Source organism: Dyella sp. SG609 (genome assembly GCF_012275375.1).
Taxonomy (GTDB): Bacteria; Pseudomonadota; Gammaproteobacteria; order Xanthomonadales; family Rhodanobacteraceae; genus Dyella_D; species Dyella_D marensis.
This window is the reverse complement of record NZ_JAAZQJ010000016.1, coordinates 15,484-33,297: the sequence shown is the minus strand read 5'-3', so window position 1 is coordinate 33,297 and position 17,814 is coordinate 15,484. Positions and strand designations below refer to the sequence as shown.

At 67.8% G+C, this 17,814-nt stretch carries 16 protein-coding genes and 1 riboswitch; of the genes, 9 read left to right on the top strand and 7 right to left on the bottom strand.

Going from position 1 to position 17,814, the window contains the following annotated elements; all coding sequences use genetic code 11:
• Positions 1-1,674 (bottom strand): 30S ribosomal protein S1, encoded by a 1,674-nt coding sequence (gene rpsA / locus FHW85_RS20870; protein ID WP_167257681.1) that lies wholly within the window; start codon positions 1,672-1,674, stop codon positions 1-3.
• Positions 1,675-1,839: 165 nt separating this feature from the next.
• Positions 1,840-2,520 carry a (d)CMP kinase gene (gene cmk / locus FHW85_RS20865; protein ID WP_167257682.1) on the bottom strand — a complete coding sequence of 227 codons (681 nt, stop codon included), beginning with the start codon at positions 2,518-2,520 and terminating at the stop codon, positions 1,840-1,842.
• Between the two features lie 106 nt (positions 2,521-2,626).
• Between cmk and FHW85_RS20860 the strand changes: the two genes are divergently transcribed.
• The 4 genes from FHW85_RS20860 (at position 2,627) to ykgO (ending at position 6,310) form a co-directional block, all read left to right on the top strand.
• Positions 2,627-2,887: an acyl-CoA-binding protein gene (locus tag FHW85_RS20860; RefSeq protein WP_168649542.1), complete on the top strand. Its 261-nt coding sequence runs from the start codon at positions 2,627-2,629 to the stop codon at positions 2,885-2,887.
• 62 nt (positions 2,888-2,949) lie between these two features.
• On the top strand, positions 2,950-4,962 hold the full coding sequence (locus FHW85_RS20855) for an NADPH-dependent 2,4-dienoyl-CoA reductase (RefSeq protein WP_168649541.1): 2,013 nt from the start codon (positions 2,950-2,952) through the stop codon (positions 4,960-4,962).
• 231 nt (positions 4,963-5,193) lie between these two features.
• Positions 5,194-6,108 (top strand): LysR substrate-binding domain-containing protein, encoded by a 915-nt coding sequence (locus tag FHW85_RS20850; protein WP_167257685.1) that lies wholly within the window; start codon positions 5,194-5,196, stop codon positions 6,106-6,108.
• Between the two features lie 76 nt (positions 6,109-6,184).
• The gene (gene ykgO, locus FHW85_RS20845; protein WP_008215056.1) at positions 6,185-6,310 is read left to right on the top strand and encodes a type B 50S ribosomal protein L36; all 126 of its coding nucleotides are present in this window, start codon (positions 6,185-6,187) and stop codon (positions 6,308-6,310) included.
• A 268-nt stretch (positions 6,311-6,578) separates the two neighbouring features.
• Here the strand turns inward: ykgO and greA are convergent, their stop codons facing one another.
• The 3 genes from greA to carA are packed head-to-tail and all read right to left on the bottom strand — an operon-like array spanning position 6,579 to position 11,408.
• Positions 6,579-7,055, bottom strand: a complete 477-nt coding sequence (gene greA, locus FHW85_RS20840) for a transcription elongation factor GreA (RefSeq protein WP_167257686.1) — start codon at positions 7,053-7,055, stop codon at positions 6,579-6,581.
• Positions 7,052-10,279, bottom strand: coding sequence for a carbamoyl-phosphate synthase large subunit (carB, locus tag FHW85_RS20835; protein WP_168649540.1), 3,228 nt, complete (start codon positions 10,277-10,279; stop codon positions 7,052-7,054). Before carB ends, greA begins: the two co-directional genes overlap by 4 nt.
• A gap of 1 nt (position 10,280) precedes the next feature.
• Positions 10,281-11,408, bottom strand: coding sequence for a glutamine-hydrolyzing carbamoyl-phosphate synthase small subunit (gene carA / locus FHW85_RS20830; protein ID WP_168649539.1), 1,128 nt, complete (start codon positions 11,406-11,408; stop codon positions 10,281-10,283).
• Between the two features lie 227 nt (positions 11,409-11,635).
• On the opposite strand from carA, the gene FHW85_RS20825 reads away from it, so the two are divergent.
• From FHW85_RS20825 to FHW85_RS20805, 5 genes are all read left to right on the top strand, one after another.
• The gene (locus tag FHW85_RS20825) at positions 11,636-12,331 is read left to right on the top strand and encodes a 2OG-Fe(II) oxygenase (RefSeq protein ID WP_167257689.1); all 696 of its coding nucleotides are present in this window, start codon (positions 11,636-11,638) and stop codon (positions 12,329-12,331) included.
• 82 nt (positions 12,332-12,413) lie between these two features.
• The gene (locus FHW85_RS20820; RefSeq protein WP_167257690.1) at positions 12,414-13,178 is read left to right on the top strand and encodes a tetratricopeptide repeat protein; all 765 of its coding nucleotides are present in this window, start codon (positions 12,414-12,416) and stop codon (positions 13,176-13,178) included.
• Positions 13,156-13,947 (top strand): prolipoprotein diacylglyceryl transferase family protein, encoded by a 792-nt coding sequence (locus FHW85_RS20815; RefSeq protein WP_168649538.1) that lies wholly within the window; start codon positions 13,156-13,158, stop codon positions 13,945-13,947. Before FHW85_RS20820 ends, FHW85_RS20815 begins: the two co-directional genes overlap by 23 nt.
• Positions 13,932-15,368, top strand: a complete 1,437-nt coding sequence (locus tag FHW85_RS20810) for a radical SAM protein (protein WP_168649537.1) — start codon at positions 13,932-13,934, stop codon at positions 15,366-15,368. Before FHW85_RS20815 ends, FHW85_RS20810 begins: the two co-directional genes overlap by 16 nt.
• On the top strand, positions 15,365-15,706 hold the full coding sequence (locus FHW85_RS20805; RefSeq protein WP_167257693.1) for a hypothetical protein: 342 nt from the start codon (positions 15,365-15,367) through the stop codon (positions 15,704-15,706). Before FHW85_RS20810 ends, FHW85_RS20805 begins: the two co-directional genes overlap by 4 nt.
• Before the next feature lie 31 nt (positions 15,707-15,737).
• Here FHW85_RS20805 and FHW85_RS20800 read toward each other — a convergent pair whose 3' ends face one another.
• Both FHW85_RS20800 and dapB read right to left on the bottom strand, forming a co-directional pair.
• A complete protein-coding gene (locus FHW85_RS20800) occupies positions 15,738-16,739 on the bottom strand; it encodes a sodium:calcium antiporter (RefSeq protein ID WP_168649536.1) in 1,002 nt (333 codons plus the stop codon).
• Positions 16,740-16,777: 38 nt separating this feature from the next.
• A riboswitch (yybP-ykoY riboswitch) is annotated at positions 16,778-16,970 on the bottom strand.
• Positions 16,971-17,008: 38 nt separating this feature from the next.
• A complete protein-coding gene (gene dapB / locus FHW85_RS20795; protein WP_168649535.1) occupies positions 17,009-17,803 on the bottom strand; it encodes a 4-hydroxy-tetrahydrodipicolinate reductase in 795 nt (264 codons plus the stop codon).
• Between the last annotated feature and the right edge of the window lie 11 nt (positions 17,804-17,814).

Genomic DNA, 17,814 nt, shown 5'->3' with positions numbered 1-17,814 from the left:
TTAGTCGGCCTTGTTCAGCTGCTCTTTCAGCAGGGCGCCGAGCTTGGTGGTACCGCCGGAAGCCGACGAGTACTCCTGCATCGCGTCCTGCAGGTCTTCTTCATCCTTGGCGCGGATGGAGAGCTGCAGCTGGCGACCCTTGCGGTCCATGCCGGTGAACTTGGCTTCGACCTTGTCGCCCACCTTCAGGTGCTGGGTGGCGTCGTCGATGCGCTCCTTGGCGATGTCGTTGGCGCGGATGTAACCCTCCACGCCCTCGCCCAGGTCGATCACCGCACCCTTCGCGTCGACTTCCTTCACGGTGCCGTTGACGATGGTGCCGCGCGGGTTGGTCGCCATGAACTGGCCGAACGGGTCCTGCTCCATCTGCTTGATGCCGAGGGAGATGCGCTCGCGCTCCGGATCCACCGCCAGCACCACGGCCTCGATCTCGTCGCCCTTCTTGAAGTTGCGCACGAGGTCTTCGCCGGTGCCCTGCCAGGAGATGTCGGACAGGTGGACCAGGCCGTCGATGCCGCCGTCCAGGCCGATGAAGATGCCGAAGTCGGTGATCGACTTGATCTGGCCCGACACCTTGTCGCCCTTCTTGTGCATGGCGGCGAAGGCTTCCCACGGGTTCGAGCGGGTCTGCTTGATACCCAGCGAGATGCGGCGACGCTCTTCATCCACGTCCAGCACCATCACTTCGGTCTCGTCGCCGACCTGCACCACCTTGGCCGGGTTGACGTTCTTGTTGGTCCAGTCCATCTCGGACACGTGGACCAGGCCTTCCACGCCCGGCTCGATCTCGACGAAGCAGCCGTAATCGGTGACGTTGGAGACCTTGCCGAACAGGCGGCTGCCGACCGGGTAGCGGCGGGCGATGGCGACCCACGGGTCGTCGCCCAGCTGCTTCAGGCCCAGCGACACGCGGTTGCGCTCGCGGTCGTACTTCAGCACGCGCACGTCCAGCTCGTCGCCGACGTTGACGACTTCGGACGGGTGGCGCACGCGCTTCCACGCCATGTCGGTGATGTGCAGCAGGCCGTCGATACCGCCCAGGTCCACGAACGCGCCGTAGTCGGTGAGGTTCTTGACCGTGCCCTTCACCACCGCGCCTTCGGTCAGACGCTCAAGCAGCTTCTCGCGCTCCTCGGAGAACTCGGTCTCGACGACGGCGCGGCGGCTGACGACCACGTTGTTGCGCTTGCGGTCCAGCTTGATGATCTTGAACTCGAGGTCCTTGCCCTCGAGGTACACCGGGTCGCGGACCGGGCGCACGTCGACCAGGGAACCCGGCAGGAACGCGCGGACGTCCTTGATGTCGACGGTGAAACCGCCCTTGACCTTGCCGGAGATCTTGCCGGTGATGGTCTCTTCCTTCTCGAAGGCGGCTTCCAGGTCGTCCCACACCATGGAACGCTTGGCCTTCTCGCGGGAGAGCTTGGTCTCGCCGAAGCCGTCTTCCAGCGCGTCGAGAGCGACCTTCACTTCGTCGCCCACCTGCACCTCGAGCGTGCCGCTCTCGTCCTTGAACTGCTCGATCGGGACGATGCCTTCGCTCTTGAGGCCGGCGTTGATGACCACGACGTCGTTGCGGATTTCCACAACGATGCCGCTGACGATCGCGCCCGGCTTCAGCTTGGAGATGGCCTGTTGGCTCTGTTCAAACAGCTCGGCAAAACTTTCAGTCATGTTGATTCCAGAAATGAGAAAAGGCCTGCTCCACCGCGCGCATGGGAAAGTTTGCGCAATGTGGATCGGCCCACCGGTTGTGGGTGTCTACAGAGGAGGATCCCCTTCGGCACCGTTGACCAAAACCCCGCTCGAGGCGGGGCGCCTTGATGCCTTCGCGCAGCCCTAGGGCTGCAGGACGGCAAGTACTTTCGCGACGACGTCGTCGATGCCCATGCCGGTGGTATCCACCAGGACCGCATCGTCGGCGGGCTTGAGCGGCGCGACGGTCCGGGAGGCATCCCTGGCATCGCGCGCTTCAATCTCTCGCTGAAGGCCGGAGAGTGTAACGCTGAGACCCTTTGCTTTCAACTGTTTATAGCGCCTTTTCGCCCGTTCGGCGGCGCTGGCGGTCAGGAACACCTTGTAGGGGGCGTCCGGGAAGATCACGGTGCCCATGTCGCGCCCGTCGGCGACCAGGCCCGGCGCCTTGCGGAAGCCCAGCTGCAGGTCGACCAGGGCAGCCCGCACCGAGGGGATCGAGGCGATGGCCGAGGCCGCCGCGCCGGCGGTCTCGGTGCGCAGTTCGTCGGTGGCGTCGTGGCCGTTGACCAGCACGTGGGTGTCGCCGCCGTCCGGGGCGGCCTGGAAGCGGATCTTCACGTGCTGGGCGCAGCGGGTCACAGCCTCGGCGTCGGACAGGTCCAGCCCTTCCATGCCGGCGGCGTAGCCGACCGCGCGGTAGAGCGCGCCGGAATCGAGCAGGCGCCAGCCCAGGTGCTCGGCCACCAACCGGCTGATGGTGCCTTTCCCGGATCCCGAGGGCCCGTCGATGGTCAGCACGGGAACGGGGGTCGAGGGACTCATGGGGGCTCCGGCGGCGGGCAAACCACTATGTTAACGCGTTGACCCCACCCGGAGCGCATGCTATCTAGCCGGCCGCCTCCGTCCTGCCGCGTGCCCAAGCCCATCCATGAGCGACGATCTTCAAAGCGAGTTCCAGCAAGCCGCCGAGGACGTCCAGGGGCTGGGCGAGCGCCCGGACAACGACACCCTGCTCAAGCTCTACGCCCTCTACAAGCAGGGTTCGGAGGGCGACGTGCACGGCACCGTGCCCGGCTTCTTCGACTTCGTCGGCACCGCCAAGTACGAGGCCTGGGCCAAGCTGCGCGGCAGTTCCCGCGAAGACGCCATGCGCCGCTACATCGCCCTGGTACGCCAGCTGCTCGCCTGAGCCTTGCTTTTGAGCCCGCCCAGCGGGCACATTCATACGACCGTTTGAACCGACCGGGCCGTATGGACTACCCCCACCTCTTCGCACCGCTCGACCTGGGCCACACCACCCTGCCCAACCGCATCCTGATGGGCTCGATGCATACGGGCCTGGAGGACAAGGCCGCCGACTACGACAAGCTCGCCGCGTATTTCGCCGAGCGCGCCCGCGGCGGCGTGGGGCTGATGGTCACCGGCGGCATCGCGCCCAGCATCGAAGGCTGGCTGAAACCCTTCGGCGGACGCCTGTCCATGCCCTGGCACGTGGCGCGGCACCGCAAGCTGACGCGGGCGGTGCAGGCGGAAGGCGGCAAGCTGTGCATGCAGATCCTGCATGCCGGCCGCTACGGCTATCACCCGCTGTCGGTGGCGCCTTCCAGGCTCAAATCCCCGATCACCCCGTTCACGCCGCGCGGCCTCTCTTCGCGCGGCGTCGAGCGCACCATCGCCGACTTCGTGCGCTGCGCGAAGCTGGCGCGCGAGGCCGGCTACGACGGCGTCGAGGTGATGGGTTCGGAGGGTTACCTGATCAATCAGTTCCTGGCCGAGCGCACCAACCGCCGCAGCGACGGCTGGGGCGGCAGCGCGGCCGGGCGCATGCGTTTTCCGGTGGAGATCATGCGCCGCATGCGCGAAGCGGTGGGCCGCGATTTCATCATCATCTACCGCCTGTCGATGCTGGACCTGGTCGAGCAGGGCCAGGACTGGGGCGAGATCGTCACCCTGGCCAAGGCCGTCGAAGCCGCCGGCGCCAGCATCATCAACACCGGCATCGGCTGGCACGAGGCGCGCATCCCGACCATCGTCACCAGCGTGCCGCGCGCCGGCTTTGCGTGGGTGACGCGCAAGCTCAAGGGCGAGGTCGGCATTCCGCTGATCACCACCAACCGCATCAACATGCCCGACGTGGCCGAGCGCATCCTGGCCGGGGGCGATGCCGACATGGTGTCGATGGCGCGGCCGCTGCTGGCCGATCCGGAGTGGGCGAAGAAGGCCGCCACCGGGCGCGCCGACCGCATCAACACCTGCATCGCCTGCAACCAGGCCTGCCTCGACCACGTGTTCCAGAACAAGCGCGCCAGCTGCCTGGTGAATCCGCGCGCCTGCCATGAGACCGAGTTGCCCATCACCGCGGCCGCGCAGCGCAAGCGCATCGCCGTGGTCGGCGCGGGCCCCGCCGGCATGGCCTGCGCCAGCACGCTGGCGGAGCGCGGCCACGAAGTGACCCTGATCGACCGGGCCGAGGAAATCGGCGGCCAGTTCAACTATGCGAAGCGGATTCCCGGCAAGGAGGAATTCCACGAGACGCTGCGCTATTTCCGCCATCGGCTGGCGGATCTCGGCGTGAGCCTGCGCCTGCGCACCAGGGCAGACGTCGAGGCGCTGCGCGGCTATGACGAGGTGGTGATCGCCACCGGCATCGCGCCGCGCAAGGTGGCCTTCCCCGGCAGTGACGATGCGCGCGTGCTGAGCTATCTGGACGTGCTCGCGCACAACCGTCCCGTCGGCCAGCGCGTGGCCATCATCGGCGCCGGCGGCATCGGCTTCGACGTGGCGGAATTCCTGGCCGAGCATGCGCCCTCCCCGACCACCGACGTGCTGCGCTGGACGCGCGAATGGGGCGTGGACATGCGGCTCGACGCGCGCGGTGGACTGCTGGCCGCGGCGCCGGAAAAACCCGCGCGGCAGATCTGGCTGATGCAGCGCTCCGAAGGCCGCCCCGGCGCGCGCCTCAACAAGACCACCGGCTGGGTGCACCGCGCCACGCTGAAGAACAAGCAGGTGGCGATGCTGGGCGGCGTCAGCTACGACCGCCTCGACGAGGCCGGCCTGCACATCACCGTCGGCGGCAAGCCGCAGCTGCTGCCGGTCGACCACGTCGTGGTCTGCGCCGGCCAGGAGCCGCTGCGCGAACTCGCCGACGCCCTGCTCGCCGCCGGCATCAGCGCGCACGTGATCGGCGGCGCCGACGTGGCGGCCGAACTGGATGCGAAGCGCGCGATCGCCCAGGGCACGCGCCTGGCCAGCACCCTCTGAGGGGCTGGTCAGTCGCGTTTCCGGGGAGCAGAAAAGAAAGCGCCCCGCTAGACGACGCGTCGATAGCGGGCCAGGGGGAGGGGGCCGGGTATCGCGGGGGTAGCGTCGCTGCGGGGCGAGGGTCGCCGCCACCTGGGGGGAGGGGACGGTGGCGGGACGAACGGAAGCATAGGTTCGACAGACCGCATCGGCCAATATATATTTCGGACGATTCTTATATGTAAACCCTATATGTTCGATTTCCGCCAGCTCCGCTACTTCGTCGCCGTGGCCGAGGAACTCAGCTTCACCCGGGCCTCGCAGCGCCTGCATATCTCCCAGCCGCCGCTGTCCCAGCAGATCCAGGCGCTGGAAGCGGACCTGGGCGTGCGCCTGCTCGACCGCGACAAGCGCAACGTGGCCCTGACCGAACCCGGCCGCGTGTTCCTGGAGCAGGCCCGGCAGATCCTGGCCAAGGCCGACGAGGCGCGCAGCCAGGTCTCGCAGGCCGCGGCGGGCTTCAGCGGGCAGCTGCGGCTGGCCTACACCGTGTCGGTGACCTTCCACCCTTCCCTGCCCCAGACCCTGCTGCGCTACGGGCGCCACGCGCCGCACGTGCGGGTGATCCTCAGCGAGATGTATACCGAGCCGCAGTTCGCCGCCCTGCTGGCCGGCGAGCTGGACGTGGGCTTCGTGCGCGACCTGCCCAGGCACGAGGCGGACACCCACACCCTGCGCATCGACGAGATCGACCGCGAACCCCTGCTGCTGGCCCTGCCCTCCGAGCATCCGCTGGCCGCGCGCCGCAAGATCTGGCTGCGCGAAGTGGCCGACGCCCCCTTCGTGGTGCAGCCGCGCGAGCTGGCCGCCACCCTGTACGACCGCCTGACCCTGATCGCCGCCAAGGCCGATTTCCACCCGCTGATCCGCCAGCACGCCCAGCAGATCAACGGTTTGCTGATGCTGGTGGCCGCCGGCATGGGGCTGGCGCTGATTCCCGCCTCGATGTGCTCGGTGGCCCTGGCCGGGGTCAGCTACGTACAGCTGGAAGACCCGGACGCCTACATGCTGCTGGCCGTGGCCAGCCGCCGCGACGACGCCTCCCCGGTGCTGGCCCAGTTCCTATCCCTGGTGGCCGAGGCGCGCTCCGTACCGAATTTGTTGTGAGGACGTACTTGTTCCAGGGCAATCAAGCAGCTACACTTGCGAGCTTGTCTTTTCCCGTTAGTGTCAGGAGCTGGCCGTGAAGGTGCTTTCCTCTTTGAAGTCCGCCAAGCAGCGGCACCGTGACTGCAAGGTTGTGCGCCGTCGCGGCAAGGTGTTCGTGATCTGCAAGAGCAACCCGCGTTTCAAGGCCCGTCAGCGCTGAGTTTCAGCCGCGACGAGTCATAAAAAGGGCCGCATCAGCGGCCCTTTTTTATTGCCTGGGTTTTGTGTCGCCAACCTATGGGCACTTCCTACAGCGTCATCCCGGCGTAGGCCGGGATCCAGTAGCGAGGCGCTGGATAGGACACGAACGTCACAAGCTCAGCCCTTGAAGTCAGTAGCGACCACCAGACGGAGTCGCCACTGGATCCCGGCCTGCGCCGGGATGACGGGCTGAGGGGCGCGAGGAAAACCTCGCGCCCCCAGCCACGTCAGTTGTAGCGCACCCCGGTGATCACATACCGCTTCGTCCCGTTCGGCGCCTGGAACTCGAAGCTGTCGTCCGCGCTCTTGCCGATCAGCGCGCGGGCGATCGGCGAAGACACCGCGATCAGGCGCTGTTTGATGTCCGCCTCCAGGTCGCCGACGATCTGGTAGGTCACCGCCTCGCCGCTGTCCTCGTCTTCCAGGTCCACGATGGCGCCGAACACCACGCGCGAACCGGGATTGAGACGGGTGACGTCGATCACCTCGGCGGTGGACAGCGCGGCTTCGAGTTCGGCGATGCGTCCCTCGGTGAAGCTCTGCTGCTCGCGCGCCGCGTGGTATTCGGCGTTTTCCTTCAGGTCGCCGTGCGCGCGCGCCTCGGCGATGGCCGCGATGATGCGCGGCCGGTCCACGGACTTCAGCCGTTCCAGTTCCGCGCGCAGGCGCTCGGAACCCAGTTTGGTGATAGGGGCGCGACTCATGCTGTGAGCTCCTTGTGCAGCTCCTGCAAGCTGTGCACTTCACCGGCGCCGTGGTAGTCCAGCGAATGCACCAGTGCACGGGCACCGGCGACGGTGGTTGAGTAGGTGACGCGATGCTGCAGGGCTTCGCGGCGGATCGAGAACGAGTCGGCGATCGCCTGCTTGCCCTCGGTGGTGTTGACGATATAGACGATCTCGCCGTTCTTGATCAGGTCGACGATATGCGGGCGGCCTTCGGCCACCTTGTTGATGCGCTCGCAGGCCACGCCGTGCCCGGCCAGGTACGCGGCCGTGCCTTCGGTGGCGACCAGGCTGAAACCGCGCGACACGGCGTCCTTGGCCACCGGCAGCAGGCGGTCCTTGTCGGCATCGCGTACCGACACGAACACCTTGCCCTTGGGCGGCGTCTTGATGCCGGCGGCGTCGTGGCCGCGCGCGAAGGCGGCGCCGAAGCTGCGGCCCACGCCCATCACCTCGCCGGTGGAACGCATCTCGGGGCCGAGGATCGGGTCCACGTTCTGGAACTTCAGGAACGGGAAGATCGCTTCCTTCACCGAGTAGTACGACGGGATCACTTCCTTGGTGGTGCCCTGCGCGGTCAGCGTGCGGCCGGCCATGGCGCGCGCGGCGATCTTGGCCAGCGGCACGCCGGTGGCCTTGGACACGAACGGCACCGTGCGCGAGGCGCGCGGATTCACTTCCAGGATGAACACGGTGTCGCCCTGGATGGCGAACTGGGTGTTCATCAGGCCGATCACCTTCAGCTCCCTCGCCATCAGCGCGGATTGGCGGCGCAGCTCGTCCTGCACTTCCTTGGAGAGCGAATACGGCGGCAGCGAGCAGGACGAGTCGCCGGAATGCACGCCGGCCTCCTCGATGTGCTCCATGATGCCGCCGACCAGCACGTTGCCTTCGGCGTCGGCGATGATGTCCACATCCACCTCGACCGCGTGGTCGAGGAAGCGGTCCAGCAGCACCGGCGAATCGTTGGAGACCTGCACCGCCTCGCGGATGTAGCGCGAGAGATCGGCATCGCCGTAGACGATTTCCATCGCGCGGCCGCCCAGCACGTAGCTCGGACGCACCACCAGCGGGTAGCCGATCTCGCGCGCCAGCGCCAGCGCCTCGTCGGCGTTGCGCGCGGTGCGGTTCGGCGGCTGCTTCAGGCCGATCTTCTCGATCATCTGCTGGAAGCGCTCGCGGTCCTCGGCCAGGTCGATCGAGTCCGGCGAGGTGCCGATCACCGGCGCACCGGCCGCTTCGAGCGCGCGCGCCAGCTTCAGCGGCGTCTGGCCGCCGTACTGCACGATCACACCCTTCGGCTTTTCGAGATCGACGATCTCCAGCACGTCTTCCAGCGTCAGCGGCTCGAAGTACAGGCGGTCGGAGGTGTCGTAGTCGGTGGACACGGTTTCCGGGTTGCAGTTGACCATGATGGTCTCGAACCCGTCCTCGCGCAGCGCCAGCGCCGCATGCACGCAGCAGTAGTCGAACTCGATGCCCTGGCCGATGCGGTTCGGACCGCCGCCCAGCACCATGATCTTGTCGCGGCTGGTGGGGTTGGCTTCGCACTCTTCCTCGTAGGTCGAGTACATGTAGGCCGTGGTGGTGGCGAATTCGGCGGCGCAGGAATCCACGCGCTTGTACACCGGGCGCACGCCCAGGGTACGGCGCAGGTGGCGCACGGCGGCTTCGTCGGTGCCGGTCAGTTCCGCGATGCGCGCGTCGGAGAAGCCCATGCGCTTCAACTCGCGCATGCGCAGTGCGTCCAGCGCGCTGATGCCCTGCGCCTGCACTTCGTTCTCGGTCAGCACGATGTCCTCGAACGCGGCGAGGAACCACGGATCCACGCGGCTGAGGCCGTACACCTCTTCCAGCGACAGGCCGGCGCGGAACGCGTCGCCCAGGTGGAACACGCGGTCCGGGCGCGGCTCGCGCAGCTCGCGCTTGAGCGCGGCCAGGCCTTCGTCGCTGGTGAAATCCACGCCGGTCGGGTTCAGGCCGGTCTTGCCGATCTCCAGGCCGCGCAGCGCCTTCTGCAGCGACTCGTGGAAGGTGCGGCCCATCGCCATCACCTCGCCCACCGACTTCATCTGCGTGGTCAGGCGCGCATCGGCCGAGGGGAATTTCTCGAAGGCGAAGCGCGGAATCTTGGTGACCACGTAGTCGATGGTCGGCTCGAACGAGGCCGGGGTGAGGCCGCCGGTGATGTCGTTCTTGAGCTCATCCAGCGTGTAGCCCACGGCCAGCTTGGCCGCGATCTTGGCGATCGGGAAGCCGGTGGCCTTGGAGGCCAGCGCCGAGGAGCGCGACACGCGCGGGTTCATCTCGATCACCACCACGCGGCCGTCCTCGGCATTGATGCCGAACTGCACGTTGGAGCCGCCGGTGTCCACGCCGATCTTGCGCAGCACGGCGATCGAGGCGTCGCGCAGGCGCTGGTATTCCTTGTCCGTAAGCGTCTGCGCCGGCGCCACGGTGATCGAGTCGCCGGTGTGCACGCCCATCGGATCGAGGTTTTCGATCGAGCACACGATGATGCAGTTGTCCGCCTTGTCGCGGACCACTTCCATCTCGAATTCCTTCCAGCCCAGCACCGATTCCTCGACGAGGATTTCGTGCACGGGCGAGAGATCGAGGCCGCGCTTGGCGATCTCCTCGAATTCTTCCTTGTTGTAGGCGATGCCGCCGCCCGAACCGCCCAGGGTGAAGCTGGGGCGGATGATGGTGGGGAAGCCCACCTTGGCCTGGATGTCCAGCGCCTGCTCGAAGGTCTTGGCCACCTCGGCCTTGGGGCATTCCAGGCCGATGTCCTTCATGGCGATGCGGAACAGCTCGCGGTCCTCGGCCATGCGGATGGCTTCGCGCGAGGCGCCGATCAGTTCCACGCCGTACTTTTCCAGCACGCCGTTGTCGGCCAGGTCCAGCGCGCAATTGAGGCCGGTCTGGCCGCCCATGGTGGGCAGCACCGCGTCGGGGCGCTCCTTGGCGATGATGCGTTCCACCGTCTGCCAGTTGATCGGCTCGATGTAGACCGCGTCGGCGGTTTCCGGGTCGGTCATGATCGTGGCGGGGTTGGAGTTCACCAGGATCACCCGGTAGCCCTCTTCCTTCAGCGCCTTGCAGGCCTGCGCGCCGGAGTAGTCGAACTCGCAGGCCTGGCCGATCACGATCGGGCCGGCGCCGATGATCAGGACGCTCTTGATGTCTGTGCGCTTGGGCATCTCAGCGGGACTCCTGCATCAGCTGGGCGAAACGTTCGAAGAGGTAACCGATGTCGTGCGGGCCGGGGCTGGCTTCCGGGTGGCCCTGGAAGCAGAACGCCGGGCGGTCGGTGAGCGCGAAGCCCTGCAGCGAGCCGTCGAACAGCGAGCTGTGGGTGACGCGCACATTGGCCGGCAAGGTGGCCGGGTCGACCGCGAAGCCGTGGTTCTGCGAGGTGATCAGCACGCGGCCGTCGTCGTGGTCCTTCACCGGATGGTTGGCGCCGTGGTGGCCGAACTTCATCTTCAAGGTCTTGGCGCCCAGCGCCAGGCCCATGATCTGGTGGCCCAGGCAGATGCCGAACAGCGGGATCTTCGCGTCCAGGAATTCGCGCGTGGCGGCCACCGCGTAATCGCAGGCCGCCGGGTCGCCGGGGCCGTTGGACAGGAACACGCCGTCCGGCTTCATCGCCAGCACCTCGGCGGCGGGCGTCTGCGCCGGCACCACGGTGATGTCGCAGCCCTGCGCGGCGAGCAGGCGCAGGATGTTGAACTTCACGCCGTAGTCGTAGGCCACCACCTTGAAGCGCGTGGCCGGCTGTGCGAAGGCCTGGCGGTCCAGATCGTAGGTGCCTTCCTTCCAGGCGTAGGGCCTGGTCACGCTGACCACCTTGGCCAGGTCCATGCCGTTGAGGCCCGGGAAGGCGCGCGCCTTGGCCAGCGCGGCCTCGGCGTCGGCGTGCTCGCCGGCGACGATGCAGCCGGCCAGCGCGCCCTTGTCGCGCAGGATGCGGGTAAGGCGGCGGGTGTCGATGCCGGCGATCGCCACGATGCCAAGGCGCTTGAGGTAGTCCGGCAGGCTCTCGGTGCTGCGCCAGTTGCTCGCGCGGCGCGGCACGTCGCGCACGATCAGGCCGGCGGCGTGCACGGCCAGCGACTCGGCGTCCTCGGCGTTGACGCCGGTGTTGCCGATGTGCGGATAGGTCAGGGTGACGATCTGACGCGAGTACGAGGGATCGGTGAGGATCTCCTGGTAGCCGGTCATGGCGGTGTTGAAGACCACTTCGCCAACGGTTTCACCAGTCGCACCCACGGCCTGGCCGTGAAATACGCTGCCGTCTTCGAGGGCAAGCAGAGCGGGAATAGGCATGGAGGGGGCCGCCTTTTAGGTGCAGCAAAGTCCGCAAGCCGCTACCAGCTGGCTTGTGGACCTTGGTCGAGGAAAGTCTTTGGGCGGGTCGCAATGATAGGTGCGAAGGCCTGTTCTGTCCACCGATCTCTACCGCTGACACCGCCGTGAACGTGGCGTGTTCTTGTCCGCCGGACGACAGGACAGGCGCTACACTAGCGCCCGTTCCAAAGGAGATGCACACGCCCATGAGCGCCGCCGTTCTGCTCGATCCTGCCCGCCTCGACCGACCGGACACGGATATCAGGCTGGAGCCCTTCCCGTTCCTGATCGCCCACGGGCAGCTGCCGGACGAGTCGCGCACCGACCTGGAACGCGATTTCCCGCGCTACGCCAGCGCCGGCTTCTTTCCCTACGACGCCAGCGACTGCGGCCCCACCGTCAACGCCCTGGTCGAGCGCCTGACCACGCCGGAATTCGCCGGCGCGATCGGCAAGCGCCTAGGGATAGAGAACCTGGGCCAGTACCCCACCCTGGTCACCCTGTGCCGCTCGCTCAACAAGCGCCACGGCACCATCCACACCGACAGCAAGTCCAAGGTCGCCACCGCCCTGCTCTACCTCAACACGCAGTGGCCGGACACCAGCGACGGCTGCCTGCGCTTCCTGGGCAGCATCGACAATATCGACGACATCGTCGCGCCCGAACTCAAGCCGCTGTACGGCGAGTTCGCGGTGTTCAAGCGCTGCGACAACTCCTTCCACGGCCACCTGCCCTACGAGGGCGAGCGCCGGGTGATCCAGGTGGCCTGGCTCACCAGCGAGGAGGAAAAGCTGCGCAAGACCAAGCGCGGCAAGTTCGCCCGCGCCTTCAAGAAGCTGTTCGGCTCGCTGGACCGCAAGCTCGGCGCGGACCGCGACCGCAACGCGGCGCACCGCGGCTGACATACCCCGGGGTGGATTCCCCGGGTAACCCGCGTTCGCGTAGCATCAAGGACTTCGACCGCTTGCATCCTAAGGAGAGGGCATGCCCGTCGTCGTCATGTTGTCCCTGGCCCTTCAGATCGGCTGCGCCGTGCACGTGGTGCGCAGCGGGCGGCCGATGTACTGGATCTGGCTGATCCTGATCGGTTCCTACCTGGCCGTGGCGGTCTATGTCCTCGCCGCCGTGCTGCCCGACCTGCGCCATGACCCGCGCGGCCGCAAGGCCGCCAGCAAGGCGCTGCAGGTGATCGACCCGCAGCGCCGCCGCCGTGAGCTGCAGCGCCGGCTGGAGCTGAGCAACACCATCGACAACCGCCGCCGGCTGGCCGAGGAATGCCTGGAGCTGGGCGACTACGCCAATGCGCAGGAGCTGTTCCAGAGCCTGCTCACCGGCATGTACGCCACCGAGCCGGGCTTCATGCTGGGCCTGGCCCGGGCCCAGGCCGAAGGCGGCGACCCGGCCAAGGCGCGGCACACGCTGGAGGCGCTGATCGGGGCCAACCCAGGCTTCAAGTCCAGTGAAGGCCACCTGCTCTACGCCCGCTGCCTGGAGGAACTGGGCGACACCGAGGCGGCGCTGGAGGAATACCGCGTGCTGGCGGACAGCTACCCCGGTGAGGAAGGCCGCTTCCGCTACGGCCGCCTGCTGGGCCGGCACCAGCGCCACTCCGAGGCGCGCGAGGTATTCGAGGCGCAGCTGCGCCGCGCCAAGCTGATGCCCGGCTACTACCGCCGCAAGGAACAGCCCTGGCTGAAGGCCGCCAAGCAGGAACTGACCCGCCTGGATGCCAGCGCGGTCGAGCCGTGAGCGCGGCGGGCCGGCCAGGGTGAGTCCGGTCGCGCTGCATACCCTGTTCGAGGCCCTGGCCTACGCCATCGGCTTCCGGACCTTCCTGTGGACGCGCCGCAAGCTGGCGCCCCAGGCCTTCAGCCATGACGACCATGTGGCCTGGGTGGCCGTCGGCGCCATCGTCGGCGCGGCCCTGGGGGCCAAGCTGGCGTTCTGGCTGGACGATCCGCTGGCCGCCTTCCGCGACTTCCCCAACCTGTGGCATCTGCTGGAGGGCAAGTCCATCGTCGGCGCCCTGCTCGGCGGCCTGGCCGGGGTGGAACTGGCCAAGAAGATCGCCGGCGTGCGCAACTCCACCGGCGATGCCTTCGTGCTGCCGCTGACCGTGGGCATGTGCATCGGCCGCGTCGGCTGCTTCCTGGCCGGCTTGAACGATCACACCTATGGCAACCCGACCGCGCTGCCCTGGGGCGTCGACTTCGGCGACGGCATGCCGCGGCATCCCACCCAGCTCTACGAGATCGCCTTCCTGCTGGCGCAGTACGCGCTGATCCATGCGCGCCGCCAGGCGCTGGCCGAACCCGGCGACCGCTTCCGCTCCTTCATGATCGGTTACCTGTCGTTCCGGCTGCTGGTCGAATTCATCAAGCCCCTGCCCTACGCCTATCTGCATGCGCTGTCCGGCCTGCAGCTTCTGTGCGTGGCCGGACTGCTTTATTACCATCGCGAGCTGCCCCGCATCCTGCGGGTGCTGTTCGCCAGGAGAGGCGCATGGGAGCCAAGGTAAGGCCGTATCTGTTCTACGACAGCGCGATCTCGATCTGCAGCACCTGCCTGCGCCGGGTCGAAGCGAAGATCCTGATCAAGGACGAGCGCGTCTATCTGGAGAAATGGTGTCCGCAGCACGGCCGCGAACGCGTGCTGCTGGCCGACGACGCGGCGTATTACCGGCAGTGCCGCGAGATCTATATCAAGCCGCCGGAACTGCCGCAGCGCTTCAACACGCCGCAGCACTACGGCTGCCCCTACGACTGCGGTCTGTGCCCGGAGCACATGCAGCACTCCTGCCTCACGCTGGTGGAGATCACCGACCACTGCAATCTGCGCTGCCCGGTCTGCTATGCCGAAAGCGGCCCGCACCGCCCAGGCTTCCGCGATCTGGCCACGGTGGAGCGCATGCTCGACGCGGTGGTGGCAAACGAGGGCGAGCCGGACGTGGTGCAGATCTCCGGCGGCGAACCCACCGTGCATCCGGATTTCTTCGCCATCCTGGACGCGGCGCGGCAACGCCCGATCCGCCACCTGATGGTCAACACCAACGGCCTGCGCATCGCCAAGGAGCCGGATTTCGCCGCGCGCCTGGCCGAGTACCTGCCGGGCTTCGAGCTGTACCTGCAGTTCGATTCGCTGCGCGACGAGGTGCACAAGGACCTGCGCGGCGCCCGCCTGCGCGACGTGCGGCTGAAGGCGCTGGAGCATCTGAACCGCCACGACATCTCCACCACCCTGGTGGTGACGGTGAAGAAAGGCCTCAACGACGGCGAGCTGGGCGAGATCATCGACTTCGCCCTCACCCAGCCCTGCGTGCGCGGCGTGACTTTCCAGCCGATCCAGGCGGCCGGACGGCTGGAAGGCTACGAACCGGAACGCGACCGCCTCACCTTGAGCGAAGTGCGCCGGCGCATCCTGGAACAGAGCCCGCTGTTCCAGCCCGACGACCTGATCCCGGTGCCGTGCAATCCGGACTGCCTGGCCATGGCCTATGCGCTGAAGCTCGGCGAGCAGGTGCTGCCGCTGACCCGCTTCGTCTCGCCGGAAACCCTGGTGAACAAGGGCCGCAACACCATCGTGGTGGAGCGCGACGAGGAACTGCGCGCGCATGTGTTCGAGCTGTTCGCCACCAATCATTCGCCGGAATCGCAGGCCTGCTCGCTGTCGGACCTGCTGTGCTGCCTGCCGCAGGTGCAGGCGCCTAACGACTTGTCGTACCGCAACGTGTTCCGCGTGCTGATCATGCAGTTCATCGACGCGCACGGTTTCGACCTGCGCGCGGTGAAGAAATCCTGCGTGCATATCGCGCAGCCGGACGGGCGCATCGTGCCGTTCGATACCTTCAACCTGTTCTATCGCGACGACAAGGCGCAGAAGCTGCGCGTCTTGCGGCAGGAGATCGAACAGGCGCGCGCCATCGAAAGGAGCAACGCATGAGCGAACAGTCGCCCGGCCCCGGCCAGAACGCTGCGCCGCCGGTGCCCACTCCTCCGCGCCCGGCACCCGACCAGCGCGGCTCGTTATGGGCCGGCATCGGCATCGCCTGGGCCGTAATGATCGGCGGCGAAGTCGCCGTGCTGCAGACCAACGCCATGCTGTGGCCGCTGCCGCCGGTGGCGGTGGTGGTATGGGCCGTGGTGCTGCTGGTGCGCGGGCGCACGCGCACCGGCGGGGGCATGCTGCTGGGGCTGGCCTCGGTGATCGCCGTGCTCCTGCTGCTGGTGGCAGCCTGTTTCGGGCTGCTCTACAGCGGCGGCAGCGGCTTCCACGGCTGAACGGCGCTGCCCGTGGGCAGCGCCCCGCGGCTCACGCGGCGAAATGCCAGGCCACGTACAGCGCGAACACGCCGTACAGGCCGCCCACCGGCACCATCCAGCGCGCATCCACGCGGCCGCGGCGGAACAGCCACCACAGCGCGATCACCGCCACGCCCGTCAGCACGCCGGCCACCATCAGCGGCGCATCGAACAGCCACGGCGTGGCGAAGATCGCCAGCGCGCTGGGAATGGTGGCCTGGATCATCATGGCGCCGGAGATGTTCGCCAGCGCCAGCCGCTCCTTGCCCTGGCGCACCCAGATCAGCGCATTCACCGTCTCCGGCAGCTCGGTCGCCACCGGGCTCAGCACCAGCGCCACCAGGTGCGGCGACAGCTGCAGGGCCAGGCCGATCGCCTCGATCTGCTTGACGAAGGTATGCGAGGCGAAGGCGATCACCAGCAGCGCCAGCGTGGTCTGCAGCAGCACGCGCGACAGCGCGGGGTCCAGCGCCTTGGGCTGGAATTTCAGCGGCTCCAGTTCCTCTTCTTCCGGCGCGGTGTCGGCGTTCTGCAGCTCGCGCCACACGTACAGGCCGTACGCGGCCAGGAACAGCACGCCCAGCCAGGGCTTCCACGCGAACGCGATCAGGCCCAGGCCGCACTTGACCACGAAGATGGCGAGGAACCAGCCCTGGTCGCGCGCCAGGCGTCCGTGCTCCACGCGCACCAGGTTGTCGGTGCGCTGCAGCCGGCGGCGATTGGCCCACAAGGCCAGGCCGACCACCGCATAGGCGATCGTCGCCAGCACCAGCGGGCCGCCGAGCGCGGCGCCGACGCCGATGTCCTTCTGCTCGGGCGTGCGGCCCAGCACCACCGCGACGAAGGTGACGGCGCTTTCCGGCAGCGCCGTGCCGAACGCGGCCAGCACGGTGCCGGTGGCGGTGGCGCCAAGGTTGAGCTTGCGCCCGAACCACTCGACGCCGTTGACGAAGTATTCGCAGGCGACGTAGATCGCGCCGGCCGAGAGCAGGAACAGGAAGGCGGTGAGCATGGGCTTCGAATCCTAGGCCGGGCGAGCGGATAACCGATGGCAACGACGCACCTCGCCCGGCCGGGCAAGCGCGTCGCGCCAAAGGTCTCGCCGGGCATGCGGCCACCGTGACCGGTAGCGGCTGCCATTCGCGCCATGAAGCCGAAGCTTCAAGTCTGTTGACGCGAATTCCTCTGGTAGTGGAAGCGAAGCTTCCGGGAGCGAGGATGGCTACTCCCCAATGACAACGGGCGGCATGGTAGCGGCGCCGCCGGGCCGCAGCAAGCCGCTCAGCGCCGCAGGCGCTCGGACAACATGGTGTCGATGTCCCAGGCGCCGGGCTGGCGGCCGGCCAGCCAGTGCGCGGCTTCGATGGCGCCGCGGGCGAAGATCGAGCGGTCGGTGGCGCGGTGATTGAGTTCTACCCGCTCGCCCTGCCCGATCACCCACACCTCGTGCTCGCCGACGATGTCGCCGCCGCGCACCACGGCAAAGCCGATGCTGCCGTGCTCGCGCGGGCCGGTGGTGCCTTCGCGGGCATAGACGGCGCTGTCGCTCAAGGACACGTTTCGTCCGGCAGCCGCCGCTTCGCCCAGCGCCAGCGCAGTGCCGGAGGGCGCGTCCACCTTGCGGTTGTGGTGGGCTTCGAGAATGTCCAGGTCCCAGTCCGGCAGGGCCGCCGCGGCTTCGCGCACCAGGCGGCGCAGCACGGCCACGCCGAGGCTGAAGTTGGCGGCGCGCAGTACGGGGATGTCGTGCGTGGCGGCGGCGAGTTGATCCTGCAGCGCCTGATCCAGCCCCGTGGTGCCGGTGACCAGGGCGATCCCGTGCGCACGGCAGTGCGCAAGCGCGGCGCCGAGACCAGCGGGGCCGCTGAAATCGATCGCCACCTCCGGCGCCACGGCCGGCCATTCGCGCGTGTAGCGCAGGCCTTCCTCGCCGGCATGCACCGGCTCGCCCAGCCGCGACGACGAGGCCAGCGCCGCCACCACCTCGAACCGGGCGTCGTCCTTCAGCAGGTCCAGCAAGGCGCGTCCCATGCGGCCCGTGGCGCCGACGACGGCGAGGCGGAGAGGACGGCTCATGCGGGAACTCC

Coding starts and splice junctions, on each gene's coding strand:
- FHW85_RS20860 (WP_168649542.1), top strand. CDS start 2,627: ATGAGCGACGATCTTCAAAGCGAGTTCCAGCAAGCCGCCGAGGACGTC.
- FHW85_RS20850 (WP_167257685.1), top strand. CDS start 5,194: ATGTTCGATTTCCGCCAGCTCCGCTACTTCGTCGCCGTGGCCGAGGAA.
- greA (WP_167257686.1), bottom strand. CDS start 7,055: ATGAGTCGCGCCCCTATCACCAAACTGGGTTCCGAGCGCCTGCGCGCG.
- dapB (WP_168649535.1), bottom strand. CDS start 17,803: ATGAGCCGTCCTCTCCGCCTCGCCGTCGTCGGCGCCACGGGCCGCATG.
- carA (WP_168649539.1), bottom strand. CDS start 11,408: ATGCCTATTCCCGCTCTGCTTGCCCTCGAAGACGGCAGCGTATTTCAC.
- FHW85_RS20855 (WP_168649541.1), top strand. CDS start 2,950: ATGGACTACCCCCACCTCTTCGCACCGCTCGACCTGGGCCACACCACC.
- FHW85_RS20810 (WP_168649537.1), top strand. CDS start 13,932: ATGGGAGCCAAGGTAAGGCCGTATCTGTTCTACGACAGCGCGATCTCG.
- FHW85_RS20815 (WP_168649538.1), top strand. CDS start 13,156: ATGCCAGCGCGGTCGAGCCGTGAGCGCGGCGGGCCGGCCAGGGTGAGT.
- carB (WP_168649540.1), bottom strand. CDS start 10,279: ATGCCCAAGCGCACAGACATCAAGAGCGTCCTGATCATCGGCGCCGGC.
- FHW85_RS20825 (WP_167257689.1), top strand. CDS start 11,636: ATGAGCGCCGCCGTTCTGCTCGATCCTGCCCGCCTCGACCGACCGGAC.
- rpsA (WP_167257681.1), bottom strand. CDS start 1,674: ATGACTGAAAGTTTTGCCGAGCTGTTTGAACAGAGCCAACAGGCCATC.
- FHW85_RS20800 (WP_168649536.1), bottom strand. CDS start 16,739: ATGCTCACCGCCTTCCTGTTCCTGCTCTCGGCCGGCGCGATCTACGTC.
- FHW85_RS20820 (WP_167257690.1), top strand. CDS start 12,414: ATGCCCGTCGTCGTCATGTTGTCCCTGGCCCTTCAGATCGGCTGCGCC.
- FHW85_RS20805 (WP_167257693.1), top strand. CDS start 15,365: ATGAGCGAACAGTCGCCCGGCCCCGGCCAGAACGCTGCGCCGCCGGTG.
- cmk (WP_167257682.1), bottom strand. CDS start 2,520: ATGAGTCCCTCGACCCCCGTTCCCGTGCTGACCATCGACGGGCCCTCG.